The sequence below is a fragment of the Xanthomonas nasturtii genome (genome assembly GCF_001660815.1).
Lineage (GTDB): Bacteria > Pseudomonadota > Gammaproteobacteria > Xanthomonadales > Xanthomonadaceae > Xanthomonas > Xanthomonas nasturtii.
This window is the reverse complement of the sequence record NZ_LYMI01000012.1, coordinates 152,951-166,401: the sequence shown is the minus strand read 5'-3', so window position 1 is coordinate 166,401 and position 13,451 is coordinate 152,951. Positions and strand designations below refer to the sequence as shown.

Here is a 13,451-nt window from a genome sequence, read left to right as displayed (position 1 = left end):
CTGACGTCCAACCGACTGCGCCACGCCGCACCTATGGATCCAGCATCAACTGGGTTTCCAGCGCCTGCGCAAACGCCGGCAATGGGCATGTCATGCGTTGATCGGGCGCGCAGATCTCCAGCGCCAGTTCCTGCTGCAGCGGCGGATGTGCCAGATCCAGCGGCGCCAGCGTGCGCAGTTGGTCCAGCGATTGCGCCAGGTAACGTGCACGCACGACCTGGGTGCCGTCCGGCTCGCGCCATAGACCAAGCAGCAGCGCACCGCCCGGAGGCGGGTCGTCGGCGCCGTAGCCGGGCAGATGGAAGTGCACGCCCAGCAGGCTGCTCAGTGCGGCGATGTGGGTGTCGCTGCCGACGAACAGCGAGACCTTCGGTGCCTGCGCGTCGCCGAACCGTTGCAGCACCTCCCGCGCCAGCGGTGCACCCGAACGTGCGGCCATGTAGTGCGGCCGTGCGTAGATGTCGAACAGCAGTGCGTGCAGGCGCGACACCTGCGCCAGCCGCTCGGGGGTGGCGCGGCCCCAGCCGACCTGCGAGAGCGGCAGGCCGTCGGCATATTGCAGCAGCAACACTTCGCCGGTGCCGGAGGTCAGGTCGATCGGCCCGCCCAAGACAAGGCCGCGCCCGTTGGCCGATGGAGTCAATTTGGAAGGCATCCGCGCGAAATCGCAGGGCGTCCGCGTACAGCCCAGAATCTGCTGCAGCGCCTGCAGTTCGGCGGTATGGCCTTGCAGCAAGGCGGCAGGGCCACCGGTCTGTTGCTGGATCGATGCGACCGCTGCGACCGCATCGAACGGCACCGCGCCGGCTTCGATCGGTCGAAACAGCGGATCGTCACTGCCAGCCTCGCGATGCCTGGCGGCGATGCCGCAGCCGGGTGCGAGCGCGTCGGCCAGCAGTGCGCCGCTATCGATGGTGCGTTGATCGGTATTGGCCCACACCGACACGCTGCCGGTCGCCGGGCACCCGCCGTTCGGTAGCAGGGCCTGCTGCACCAACCACTGCCGCAGGTACTCGCCGCTCAAGCGCACGCCTTTGCGACCCCGCGGGGTGAGCAGGCTGGCGGGTGTGGACCAGTGTGGCCACGCTTGGTCGGCATAGTGCGCGGCGGCGGCTTCGCCTTGCAGCGGTGCGCGCACGCCATGCCGGAAGACCACCACCACGCGCTCCAGGTGTGCGGTCTGCGCAGCTGCGGGCGTGCCCGTTTCTGCCCGCTCGCCTGGGGTGCTGGTGGATTGGCCGCCAACGGGAGAGGTGGATGCGCGCTGTGTTGAGGAGACGCAGCCACCCAGCACCAACGCAGCCACCAGCAAGCTCAGCGCGCCGCCGGTTGCCACGGGGATGCTGAGCATGGGCACCGTGCTGCCGCACTGCCTGCGCGTTGCGTCCAAGGTGCGTGCCGCAATCCGCATCGCGTTGCGCATGCCGCCTACGAGGCGGGGGGGCCGTGGCGATTTGCTAGCGCCCGCGAACCGCACACGTGGCAATGCGCCCTGCCCTGCTCCATCGCAACCACATGCATCATCTGCATTCTGTTGCGCGTCCGTCGCAAGGGGTGCATGCCGCTGCACGCCTGCGACGTCGTTACACGCGCATCGCCCGAGATCAGAACACATATTTTGCGGTCACCAGGCTGGTCATGCCGGAATCGACGATGTCGGACACCGCTTCGGTATCGTGGCCCACATGTGCCCAGTAGCTGTGCTGCTTGGTGAGGTTGGCCACCGACAGATCCACGCGCAGGTGGTCGGTTGGTGCGTAGCCCACATGCAGGTCCACGCGGGTGATCGGCTTGATCCACAGGTTGTCCCAATGCGCGCCCTGGTTGAGATAGTCGTACACCGAGACGTATTCGCCGGAGTAGTGATAGCTCAGATTGACCGACCACGGCCCCTTCTCGTAGAACAACTCCGCGTTGGCAAGCAGGTTCGGCGCGTTCTGGATGCGCTCGTGTGCGAAGCCTTGTTCGCCCAGATCCACGCGCGTGGTCTGGCGGGTGACATTGGCACCGATGCCGAAGCCGTCCAGCGGCGCGGGCAGGCCCTGGAAGGCCTGCCGCACCGCCGCTTCCATGCCCAGTACGCGGCCGTCGCCACCGTTTTGCGGACGCACGAAACGGGTGCTGGCACTGCCGCTTTCGCCGGCATTGGCTGCCTCGGAGCCACTTTCGTAGATGTAGTCGGTGAGGCGTTTGTAATAGCCGGCCAGCATGGCGTGACCGCCGCTGTCGTTCTGCCATTCGCCCGACAGATCCACGTTGAGCGACTTGATTGGTTTCAGATCCGGGTTGCCTTCGGTGATGGTGGTCTGGCCATCGCTGGAGATATCGGTGGAGCGGCCACCACCCAGCTGCACGAATGCCGGGCGCGTGTAACTGGTCCACACCGAACCGCGATACACCGCGCCATCGCCATCGGGCCGGTAGTTCACGAACACGCTCGGCAGGACCACGTTGTAGCGGGTGCGGTTGTTGGCGAACGCGCCGACCTGCTCGGCCCCGTCGGTGGCAGCCGGCTGCGCCCAGAAGGTGTTGGTGATGGCGGTATGTTCGAAGCGCACGCCAGGCAGGATTTCCCAGTTGCCAGTGCGCAAGGTCGCCATTGCGTAGGCCGCGCTCACCGCTTCGGTGGCGCGCATCGTGTTGCAGTTGAGGTTGTTGATCGCCAGCTGCCCGCAACTGTCGAAGCTGGCCGGCGTGAGCGTGCGTGCGATCAAATCGTTGAGCGCGGCATTGCTCAGGCGCACGGTGGGAAACGCATATTGCCCGGGATACACCGCGTCGTAGCGCTGCGCGATCAGGCCGGTGTCGCGCAACAAGGTGCCGTCGGTATATTTGGCATTGGTCCAGTCACGGTCGGTGAAGCTGCGCGAGCTGTCGACATACTTCACGCCGAATGCAATGCGGCTGAGCAAGCCGTCGTCGAAATCGTAGCCCACGTCGAACTTGCCGCCCCCCTTGTCCTGGCCGCTGAACTGCTTGGAGATCTGCCCGGTGCGGCGCGCGAACAGGCTGCCCACATCCGAGGCCTGCGCCTGCATGGCCGGGGTGAGCAACGGGATCGGAAAGCCATCGCCGTCGTAGCTGATGAAACGGTTGGCGCCGTAGGCGAAGTTGGTCGAGGTGTATTGATCGTTGCGCGCAGAAATTTCCACATGGTCCGGGCGATCGTTATTGCCGGTGCCGTAAAAGATGTTCGGCGCGAATGTCCAATGGCCCAGCTGTTTTTCCGCACCGAACTGGATGGTGGCAAGGTCGGCTTCTTCGGGATTGGTTTCGTACCAGTAACGCACCGCCACGCGATCGATCTGCGGCTGATACGCGCCGCTGGTGCCGATCTGGGTGAAGCTGACATTGGCCGGCACGAACTGCGTGTAGCCGGTGTTCTGCTCGGTCTTGGCGAAGGCGTAGGTCATGCGCGCGTACACATGCAGGCTGGGGTCCACGCGCCAGTCGAAGGCGGCATTGCCACCGTAGCGGCGGGTGTCGCCCTGCGAATAGCCGATGTTGACGCCGGTACTCTGCAACACCTGTTGCGGGTCGGCGCCGGCTGCCAGATTGCCGCTGGCATCGGCACGTGCGAACTCCCAGGACCCGTCGCTGCGCGCGGCCGAGGCGCCGGCCACTTCGCTGTTCACGAAATGGCGCTCGTCGTAGTACGCACTGACCGACACGCCGAACTGCCCGGCATCGCCGAAGCGCGCATGCCAATCGCCGGCTGCGCCGCTGCCCAGCCCGGAATCGCCGTAGTCGCGTGCACGGCTTTCCAGGCGCCCGCTCAAGGTCACGCTGCCGCCCTGGCGATCGGGTGAATCGAAGGCGCTGGGTGTGCGGTAATCGATGGTGCCACCGATCGCATCGCCGTCCATATCGGCGGTGGACGTCTTGTGCAACACGATGGTCTGCAGGCCCGAAGGTGGCAGCAGGCTCAGTTGCACGCCGCGGCTGTACGGCATGCCTTGTGCAACGTTGATGCCGTTGATCAGGTTGACGTTGTATTCGGCATTGAGGCCGCGCACCGAGGAAAACATGCCTTCGCCGCGCGCGGCGCCGTCGATGCCGCCGAAGTACGACTGCCCGGTATTGATCACGTTGACGCCGGGCATCAGGCCCAGCGCTTCGGCCACGTTATGCACGGCAGTGGTCTTCAGATCGTCGGCCGACAACACGTTGACGGTGTTGGTGGCCGCCATCTGCATGTCGGTCGCGTTGTAGCGCGTGGCGGCGACAGTGATCTTGTCCAGCGTGGCCATATCGCCCTGCGCAGGCGTGGCGGCGTGTGTGGCCTGGGCCGCGGCATGGCCGCACAGTGCGCACAACGACAAACACAGCGCCTGCGACAAACGGGAAGGACGCAACAGCGAACAACGAGCGATCATGGTGGATTCCGATGATGCAGCAGCGCGCCATGTGCTTGGGCCAGGGCAACGCCACCACGAATGTGGGAGAGCGAGGCAGCCGGCAGTGGCGGAACTGCATCACACCTGCAGGCAGGCGCCGGGCATGGTGATGATGCGGCATGTCAGTTTGGTGACCGGCCTTGCGAACATGACAAATGCACGCAGCATGTGCGTAATTCGGCATAGTCGCTGGCGTATGGATGCAGAGCGTCTCGGCGATGTGCGCATGTGGCAGCGCTCATAACGGGCCGACTTAGCGTCGCTCCATGAGGCATGCAGTGAGCGGCATTGAATGACGTCTGCGCGGATGCGCGCTCGCGTCGGAGAGACACGCGACGCGGGGAAGCTCACCACATGACAGGCGCGCTACCAGCCACTGCGCCCGGCACGCAATTCACCGCCAGCATGTGGGCGCAAGCTCTACACGAGCAAGGCCCACGCTGGGCAAGCGCTATGCCGGCTTACCAGGCCAGGGTCAAGTGCGCAGAAAAATCTCGACCCGCCGATTGAGCTGGCGCCCGCCCGGATTGTCTTGCCCGTTGACGGTATTGGGCGCAACCGGCTGCGCTTCGCCATAGCCTTTGGCATTGGCTGACTGCGCGGCACCACGCGTGCGTAACGCAGCCAGCACGGCATTGGCGCGGCGCTCGGACAGCGCCTGGTTGTAGTCGTCGCTGCCCTTGGCATCGGTGTGCCCGCCTACCTGCATGTCCCTTGCGCTCACCTTGGCCAGCGCAGCGCCCAGCGTGTCGAGTACGCGCGCGGCGTCGGGGCGGATGTCGGATTGATCGAAGTCGAACAAAATGCGGTCGTTCAAGGTGATCAGATAGCCGCAGGGCGCGCCAGGCAGTGCGAACTTCTGCAGCGGCGGGAAGCGGCCGGCCGGCGGCACCTTCGGTAGCGGCAGCATGCGCACTTCGCGCGGCGGTGTGCCGACCGTGCCGGTGCCGTCGCCGCGGTTTTGCACCAGGCCGTCCGGACCGTTCCAGGTCCCCGAGCCATCGGCGTTGATGGCGATCAAGCCACGCGGGCCGTTCCAGGTGCCGCTGCCGTCGCCGTGGTTGTTCACCAGCCCGCTCTTGTCGCTGTTCCAGGTGCCTGCGCCCTTCGCATCCAGGCTGATCAACCCGGCCGGGCCGTTGTAGGTCCCGGCGCCGTTGGACTCGACGCGGATGATTGCATCGTCGCCGCCATCGCCTGCGGCATTGATGGTGCCGCTGCCGTCGGCGTTGACGCTGATCAGCCCACCCTCGAAGTTGGCAGTGCCGCTGCCATCGGCCTTGAGGTTGAATAGACCGCCATCGCCATTGCGCAACAGATTGCCATCGGCATCGATGCTGGTCATGCCGGCATCGGTGATCAGCGTGCCGCCCTCGCCGCAGCGCGCCGGTGCAACGCTGACGCCTTCGATCGGGTCGAGGATGTCCTGCAGCGACACCTCAAGCGCACGTTGTGCCGGGGTCACGCCGGCGATATCGGGTACCACAATCAGCGGGATAGCCGGAAATTCCGGCACTGCCTGATCGGTGGCGGCCGGCGCGGCAGATGTAGGCGTCGCAGTCTGCGTTGCCTGCGGCGTTGCGCCCGCAGCGTCGGCCGTGTTCTGCTGACCTTCGCCGCGGCCGCAACCAGCCAATAGCAAGGGAACCCACATCACTGCCGACAGCGTCTTGCGCATCGCGTCTTCCTTGGTTTGAGCATGTTTGGAAAACCGCCTGATAGCACGAGCTCGGTCGACAACGCGCCAAGAGCGACTGACAAACCGCCTGCGCGTTCTTCTGGCGTGAGTGCAGCGATTTGCCGGCCACGTCTTGATGAATGCAGTCAGAGGTTCAAGTCAAATGCTGAGTGGGTCGAATGCGCGGTGCCCTCACCGCTCGCGGGACACGCCGTTAACCCGTCCATGGGGGCTCGGTGGCGGCATCCATGCCGCCAACGGTCCCGCAATCGGCGAGGACACCACGCCAGACGGTTTGCTGGTGGCTTTGTTGAAAGCGGGAGCAGCGCCGGCTGGTTGAGGCCACGGCGAAGACACCGCACCAGACAGTTTGCTGGTGTGTTTATTGATGAACCAATACGCCACACCAGAGCGCGACAGCTGTTCGTTTTAAAGTCTGCGCACCGACCATCTTCACTGGTCCTTGCCCGCCCACCGTCGCGGGACCTTGAGCGGCATGGATGCCGCGCCAGAGCCTCCAGGGACGGATTCACGGCGTGTCCTGCGATGGTGGGCGGGCAAGGGCCCTGCAGCCAGGCCGCACACCAGCCCGTCTGCAACAGAATGACGTGACGTAGTTTATTGGACACGCTTGGTGCCATCGTTGACGCCGACCTTGCGAGCAGCGGCTGGATGCGCGCAACGCGCGCAACCACTCTTCGCTGACCCAACGGCGCCTGGATTCTGCCCGCTTTCAGAGCGTCGCAGACGGTTCAGCCGGTGTCCCGCCTTGCGCAGCCGTACTTCCCGCCGCTTTGGCCTGCAACTGCGCATGCAGGATGCGGCGAATCTCCAGAATCGCCTGCGGGGTTTCCTGCACGCTGTGCCAGGAGGTCACCACCAGTTCCGACGCCGCGCCATCCAGATGCGCGCTGCGATACGGCACCAATCCATCGTCGGAATCGGCGAGCGGCACCTGCGGTTTTTCGCGCCCGATGATGGTGTGGTAGCGGACGCGTGGTGAAATCGGCAAGTCCATCGTGGCGCGCACGAACGGGTCGGTGTCGCGCAGGTTGTCGATGCTGGTGGGCACCAGCAGGCGGCCCTTGCGGCGGTACTCGCCACCGTGATCGGCACGTTCGCTGCTGGCCAGGTCCTGCATCACATCGCCGAAGCGATCCAGCAAGGCGATGGGCAGACGCACCAGTTTGCCGACCAGCCGCCCCAGCCCACCTTCGGCCAATGGCGTGCCGCGATGCGGTGCGGCAATGAAGATGGCGCGGTCGATCTGCGGCATCGGCGAAAAATGCAGCAACGGCGACAGCTTCGCGCGGACGCGTGCGCCGCGCTCGCCCTCAAGACGGTAGTTTTCCAACAGCGAATTCCATAACTGCTCGCCCGAAGACGACACCAGCAGCCGCCCGATGACGCCGCCCATGCTGTGGCCGATCAACACCATGTCGTGCGAGGCGATGGCGCTGCCGGACGGGTCGAAGTGACGCAGGCTGCGCTCCACCAGGGACTGGATTTCGGCGCGATTGACCGCCATCGGCGCGTTGGTCGGGTAATACACCTGCCAGATCTGGTAACGCTGGCGCAGCGTTTCATCGCCCATCACTTCGTTGGCCACATTGACCCAGGCCTCCGGGCTGCTGGCCAACCCGTGCAGCATCAGCAGCACGCGGCGATTGGGGTCGTAAGGCTGCATCAGATACAGATGCGGGTGGTCGATGCCGCGGGCGCTGCCCAGCATCGAGCGCAGCGACTGCGCGGCAAAGCCGGATCTGGCCAGCCACAATCCATACGCGGCAGTGAAGTTGGCGGCCAACGGCACGCGCTGCCCGTGCAGCACCACTTCGTTCTGGCGATAGGGGTCGTACGGCAGCATGGTGACCAGGTTGCTGCGCAACACCTCGGCGAGCGTGTCGCCCTCGAAGCGCAGCAACACCGTTGCCGGTGTGTACGGCATTTCGCTGAAAGTGGGCAGCGGGCGATCAGGGCGGGTACCCACCGCTGCGGCTTGCTGCAGCGCCAGCCCGGCCGGATCTCCAACCACGTGCGGGTCCACTTCGGCCACCAGTTCGGCGCCAAACCCATCGCGCCGATAGGTGCTGCGCACGCCGTTGAAGCGCAAGGCCGAGGCGGCAAAGATCGCACGCGGCGTGTAGCCGCCACCCGGCAACCGATAGGCGGACAGATCGATGCCGAGCTGCCAACGTCCCACCGTGGTGGGCGTCGGCGTGGTTTGGCCGGTTTGCTGCGACCGTGCGAACAGGCGCTCCACCACCTGTTGCACGGCGTAGTTGTAGTAATCGCGCGCCTGGGTCTGGCGATTCTCGAACGCGCGCGCACTGGGCGCGCGCGCGGTAAAAAACAGATAGGCGTAGGCATGGCGTGCCGCTTCCAGCCAGGCATCCACCGCCGCATCGCTCATCGTGGTGGGGGTGCGCCCGCTCAGCGCGATTGCATGCGCGGTCCACAGCTCTGCCTGCGTGGCCAGGCGGCGCTCATCGCCGATGCCTGCCTCGCTGGTGAGTTGCTGCAGACACGGTAGCGGGTCGGCGCGGCAGGCTTTGGGCTGCAAGCCGGCAACCTGCAAGGTCTCGCTGCCGGACTGACTCAGCTCGCCGGTGCTCAGCACATCGCCACGCGTCTGGGCGATGTAGTCGCCGCTGTTGCGCGATTGCACCGTCACCATGGCGCAGCCGCTCAAATAGAAACTCGCCAGCACGCCCGCCAGGACCGCAGCGGTGTGGCACATCCGCATGCGCGGCATCACCGCGGTGGCGTCGCTGTTGCACCTGGCGCAGGCGCCAGCGGCATGCCGGCACGGATGCGCGCAGAAAAATCCGCTGCCTTGTCGGCGGCGATCGCGCGTGCGGTGAAATGCCCGCGCTGCTTCAAGGTGGCGAAGTCGTAACCGGGCATCAGGCCGTGATGGTCGTAGGCGTATTCGTCGACATAGCCGGACAGCAGCAAACGGTGATCCAGCGGCAGCGTGGGCTGCAGTTGCCGCACCAGCGCGAACACAATGGTGGTGCAGTTGCTGGTGAGCGTGTTGTAGAACGCCGGCTTGCGATCGAGCTCCTTGGCCAGCTCCACATACCCCATGAACATGCGGCGCAAGCCGGCCTTGGGAATCGCCAGCCGATACAGATACATGTCTTCGCCGCGCGCATTGGTGCGCACGCGCAGGATGTCGCGCTCGTCGGCAGCCACCAGGGTTTCTTCGAAACTGCGAAAAAACCCGCCCACGGCCGAAAACGATTCGCCGCGTTCCTTGCGGATTTCCAGCGAGAACACCACGCGCGCGCCGTCGTCGAAGCCGAACGACACCAGCGTGTGCGCAATCGCCGGGCCCATCCAGTACGACAAGGCCAGATCGGCGCTGACCAGGCGATCCAGATCGTACTGACGGGTTTCCCAGCGCGGCACGTAGTCGGTTTCGCTGTGCCAGTCGAAATTGCGCACGTTGTGCAGGGTGACGATGTTGCCTTGCACCTGTGGCCGCAACCGCTGGGCGACATCGTCGGCCCACTCGCGGTCCTGGCTGGGCGGCATCATCCACCAGGCCAACGCCAGCACCACGAACGCGGCACTGAAGATGCCGACCAAGGCCCAATTCTCACGGCCGCGGCGCAAGCCCCACAGCGCTGCCATCGCCATTGCGCACCATGACGCCACCCACCCGGCGCGCACGAAGGCGTTGCCGGTGAGTGCGTAATAAAGTGTCAGGCCGCCCCACAACGCAGCCAGCACCAACACAACCCGCAGGGCCCAGCGACCGATGCAGGCGCGCGTGGCCGGTGTCATCGCGTACCGCCTTCCGGTACCTGCATGCCCAGCGCATGCATCAGCAGATCGGCCGAGCGATGTGCGAGCCGCTTGCGCTCTGTTTCGTCGTTACCGCGCAGGCAGCTGCCCAGCATGTCGATCACCAAGAGCAGCTGTTCGTCATCGACATCGGCCCGGCACAGCCCGGCATCGCGGGCGCGATGGACGAACGGCAGAAAGATGCTGACCACGCGCCGGTCGGCCGCTTCCACTGCCGGGTGTGCGCGTTCCATCGAGCGCCAGAAATCCACCAACGGCGCAGACTGGGCGATGTGCTCGGCCACGTCGTGCAGCAGCACGGCCAAGCCGTCCGGGCGGTCGGCCAGATCGGCGGCCAGCCGCTCCAGGCCGTCCAGCCCGCGTGCCATCAGCGCGGTCATCAGCGCCTCCCGATCCGGGAAATTACGGTACAAGGTGGCGCGGCCGAGGCCGGCGCGCTCCACCACCAGTTCCAGCGGAGCATTGACGCCGTATTCGCTGAACACTTCGTCGGCGGCATCGAGAATCTGCCGGCGGCGCAGCGCGGCATCGGGGCGTGAGGTCGTCATGCCGGCATTATCGGACAGATTTGTCCGGTAATGCCAGAGTCCGCTTGGCGATTCCGCGCTCTTTCCGACCAATGGCCTGCGCGGCCGTTGGCTTGGCCTTGAACCAGCAACTTGAACTACTGATCCAACAGCTGATCCAACGGCCGCTCAATCAGCCGGTGTTCTGCACGCCTTGCGAGACGCCATTGACGCAGGCCACCAGCGCGCGCAGCAATGCTTCGTCTTCGCCATCGGTGGCCCGCCAGCGTTGCAGCAGGTCCACCTGCAGCACGCTGATCGGGTCGATGTAGGGGTTGCGCAGGCGGATCGACAGCGCCAGCCGCGGGTCGTGCTGCAACAGCGATTGCTGTTGCAGCAGCGCCTTGACCCAGCCCTTGGTCAGGGCCAGTTCGTCGCGAATCTGCGGGAAGAAGCGCTCGTGCAGATCACCGGACAGCCGCGAGAACAGCTCGGCGATATTCAGATCGCCCTTGGACAACACCATGGCGATGTCGTCCAGGAAGGTGCGGAAGAACGGCCAGTCCTGCGCCATTTCGCGCAAGGTGTCTTCATGCCCGGCATCCACCGCCGCCTGCAACCCGCTGCCGACGCCGTACCATCCCGGGATCACCGCACGCGCCTGGCTCCACGCAAACACCCACGGAATCGCGCGCAGGTTGGACAATGCCGCATCCTGTCCCAACCGCCGCGACGGACGCGAGCCCAGCGTCATGCGCTCGATCACATCGATCGGCGTGGCCAGGCGGAAGTACTGCATGAAATCCGGCGCACCGACGAAGGCGCGATAGGCCACGGTGCTGCGTCCGGCCACCAGATCCATCACCGTGCGCCAGCGCTCCTCGCGCGGCTCGGGCGCACGCGGGCGCAGGCTCGACAGCAACACCGCGCCGGTCATCTGTTCCAGCGAGCGCAGCGCCAATGCACGAATGCCGTACTTGCGATGGATCACCTCGCCCTGCTCGGTGACGCGCAAGCGGCCATCGACGCTGCCGCGGGGTGCGGCATCCAGCGCGCGGCTGGTCTTGCCGCCGCCGCGCGCGATCGAGCCACCACGGCCGTGGAAGAAGGTCAGCCGCACGCCCAGCTCGGCGGCGGCTTCCAGCAATTCGACCTGCGCGCGTTGCAGGCCCCAGCGCGAGGCCGCAATGCCGCCGTCCTTGCCGCTGTCCGAATACCCCAGCATCACCATCTGCGTATCGCCGCGCGCGGCCAGGTGCTGGCGATACACCGGGTCGGCCAGCAGGTCCTGCACGGTGCCGGTGCCGCCACGCAGATCGTCCACGGTTTCGAACAGCGGCACGATGTCCAGCGGCACCGCGCCCGCGTCGTCGACCAGGCCGCCGCGGCGCGCCAACGCGAGCACGGTGAGCACGTCGGCGCGGTTATGCGCCATCGAAATGATGTAGCTGCCCAGCGCATCGGCGCCGTGGCGCGTGCGTGCATCGGCGAGTGCGGCGAACACCGCATCCAGGCGCGCATTGCCCTCGTCGGCCACGCGCGGCAGCGCCTGTTCGCCGGAGGCATACGGGCCGAGCAAGCCAGCACGCTGCCTGGCGTCCTGTTCGTCCCAATCCGCCTGGCCCAGGGCGTCGGCCACTGCGCGCGCATGCACGCTCGATTCCTGGCGCACGTCCAGGCGCGCCAGATGAAACCCGAAACTGCGTACGCGCCACAGCAGACGCCGCACCGCGAACCAACCGGCGTGCAGGCCCTTGTTGGCCTGCAGGCTGTCCAGGATCAATTGCAGGTCGTGTTCCAGCTCGGACGGGCTGGTGTAGGCGCCGGCGGCATCGTCCAGCGTGGCCTGCAGGCGTGCGCGCATCAGGTCGTTGAACAGGCGGTACGGCATGTCGCCATGGCGCGGACGCGAACGCGCGGCGTCTTCGGGAAGCAGCGCGCGGTAGCGTTCCAGCTGCGCGGTGAGTTCCGGGCTGACCTGCACCAGCGTGGTCGATTGACTGAGCAGGCTGGCCAGTTGCCAGAGTTCCTTCTGGTAGCGGTCCAGCACCGCGCGGCGCTGCGCATCCAGGGTGCCGGCGATGGTGGTGGCATCCACGTTCGGGTTGCCGTCCATGTCGCCGCCCACCCAGGTGCCGAAGCGCAGCAGGCGCGGCAATGGCGGCACACTGCCGTAGGTTTCTTCGATGGCGTGTTCGAGCGTTTCGTACATCACCGGGATGACGCGGTAGAGCACCTGGGTGAGATAGAAGCCCACATGCTCGCGCTCGTCGTCCACGGTGGGGCGCACCGGCGAGGAATCGGCGGTCTGCCACGAGGCGGTCAAGGCCATGCGGAAGCGCGCGGCATCGCTGGCGCGTTCGTTGGGCGTGCGCATGCCGTCCAGGTTGTCGACCAGGCTGGCGACCATCAGCTGTTCTTTTTCCAGCAACGCGCGGCGCACCGCTTCGGTGGGGTGCGCGGTGAACACCGGTTCCACATCGATGCGCGGCAACCACCCGCTGAGTTCGTCCAGGGTCACGCCCTGCGCCTTGAGCCGGCGCAAGGCGTCATGCAGGCCATCGGGCTGCGGGGTGTCGGTGCCACTGCGCTGGTAATCGCGGCGGCGGCGGATGCGATGCACGCGCTCGGCGATGTTGACCACCTGGAAATAGGTGCTGAAGGCGCGCACCAGCGCTTCGGCCTCGCGCGGCTCGCGGCCGGTGAGTTGTTCGCTCAAGGTGGATGGCGGGGCATCGCTTTCGCGCCGCGAGATCGCGGTGGTGCGCACGCGTTCGATTTCATCGAGGAATTCCGCAGACACCTGCTCGGCGAGTAGATCGCCCACCAGTGCACCGAGCCGACGCACATCGTCGCGCAAGGGAAGGTCGGGGGTAGCGAACACAAGACTGCTGCGGTACTCGTTCATCGGAAACGCACACCCTCTTCAAGCGCAAAGTCGTCGAAGACTAACCCAAAAGGATTAGATGATCGCGACCGGCACGACGGTTTCAACACCAACCATCGTGTGCGCCTATCGACAACCTGTAGGAGCGGGCTTGCCCGCGATGGGCTTTC

The 13,451-nt window shown here is 65.9% G+C and carries 7 protein-coding genes and 1 pseudogene; 1 reads left to right on the top strand and 7 read right to left on the bottom strand.

The window, feature by feature from the left end:
* Positions 1-31: 31 nt before the first annotated feature.
* Positions 32-1,615: a histidine-type phosphatase gene (locus A7D16_RS06385; RefSeq protein WP_064630913.1), complete on the bottom strand. Its 1,584-nt coding sequence runs from the start codon at positions 1,613-1,615 to the stop codon at positions 32-34.
* Positions 1,605-4,376 carry a TonB-dependent receptor gene (locus A7D16_RS06380; RefSeq protein ID WP_064630911.1) on the bottom strand — a complete coding sequence of 924 codons (2,772 nt, stop codon included), beginning with the start codon at positions 4,374-4,376 and terminating at the stop codon, positions 1,605-1,607. The genes A7D16_RS06385 and A7D16_RS06380 overlap by 11 nt, the downstream gene beginning before the upstream one ends.
* Between A7D16_RS06380 and A7D16_RS24320 the strand changes: the two are divergent.
* Positions 4,375-4,623 (top strand): annotated as a pseudogene (locus A7D16_RS24320) (hypothetical protein); the annotation flags it as partial. The gene A7D16_RS06380 and the pseudogene A7D16_RS24320 sit on opposite strands and share 2 nt — an antisense overlap.
* A gap of 249 nt (positions 4,624-4,872) precedes the next feature.
* Here the strand turns inward: A7D16_RS24320 and A7D16_RS06375 are convergent.
* The 5 genes from A7D16_RS06375 to ppc form a co-directional block, all read right to left on the bottom strand.
* Positions 4,873-6,075, bottom strand: coding sequence for an OmpA family protein (locus A7D16_RS06375; RefSeq protein WP_064630909.1), 1,203 nt, complete (start codon positions 6,073-6,075; stop codon positions 4,873-4,875).
* 733 nt (positions 6,076-6,808) lie between these two features.
* Positions 6,809-8,833: an esterase/lipase family protein gene (locus tag A7D16_RS06370; protein ID WP_064630907.1), complete on the bottom strand. Its 2,025-nt coding sequence runs from the start codon at positions 8,831-8,833 to the stop codon at positions 6,809-6,811.
* Complete coding sequence (locus tag A7D16_RS06365) at positions 8,830-9,867, bottom strand: DUF4105 domain-containing protein (RefSeq protein WP_064630905.1); 1,038 nt, start codon at positions 9,865-9,867, stop codon at positions 8,830-8,832. The genes A7D16_RS06370 and A7D16_RS06365 overlap by 4 nt, the downstream gene beginning before the upstream one ends.
* The gene (locus A7D16_RS06360; RefSeq protein ID WP_064630903.1) at positions 9,864-10,436 is read right to left on the bottom strand and encodes a TetR/AcrR family transcriptional regulator; all 573 of its coding nucleotides are present in this window, start codon (positions 10,434-10,436) and stop codon (positions 9,864-9,866) included. The genes A7D16_RS06365 and A7D16_RS06360 overlap by 4 nt, the downstream gene beginning before the upstream one ends.
* Before the next feature lie 151 nt (positions 10,437-10,587).
* Positions 10,588-13,302, bottom strand: coding sequence for a phosphoenolpyruvate carboxylase (ppc, locus tag A7D16_RS06355; protein WP_064630901.1), 2,715 nt, complete (start codon positions 13,300-13,302; stop codon positions 10,588-10,590).
* Between the last annotated feature and the right edge of the window lie 149 nt (positions 13,303-13,451).

Bases quoted from the DNA above. Each gene is read 5' to 3' on its own strand.
- A7D16_RS06365 (WP_064630905.1), bottom strand. From the start codon at position 9,867: ATGACACCGGCCACGCGCGCCTGCATCGGTCGCTGGGCCCTGCGGGTT.
- A7D16_RS06380 (WP_064630911.1), bottom strand. From the start codon at position 4,376: ATGATCGCTCGTTGTTCGCTGTTGCGTCCTTCCCGTTTGTCGCAGGCG.
- ppc (WP_064630901.1), bottom strand. From the start codon at position 13,302: ATGAACGAGTACCGCAGCAGTCTTGTGTTCGCTACCCCCGACCTTCCC.
- A7D16_RS06385 (WP_064630913.1), bottom strand. From the start codon at position 1,615: ATGTGTTCTGATCTCGGGCGATGCGCGTGTAACGACGTCGCAGGCGTG.
- A7D16_RS06375 (WP_064630909.1), bottom strand. From the start codon at position 6,075: ATGCGCAAGACGCTGTCGGCAGTGATGTGGGTTCCCTTGCTATTGGCT.
- A7D16_RS06360 (WP_064630903.1), bottom strand. From the start codon at position 10,436: ATGACGACCTCACGCCCCGATGCCGCGCTGCGCCGCCGGCAGATTCTC.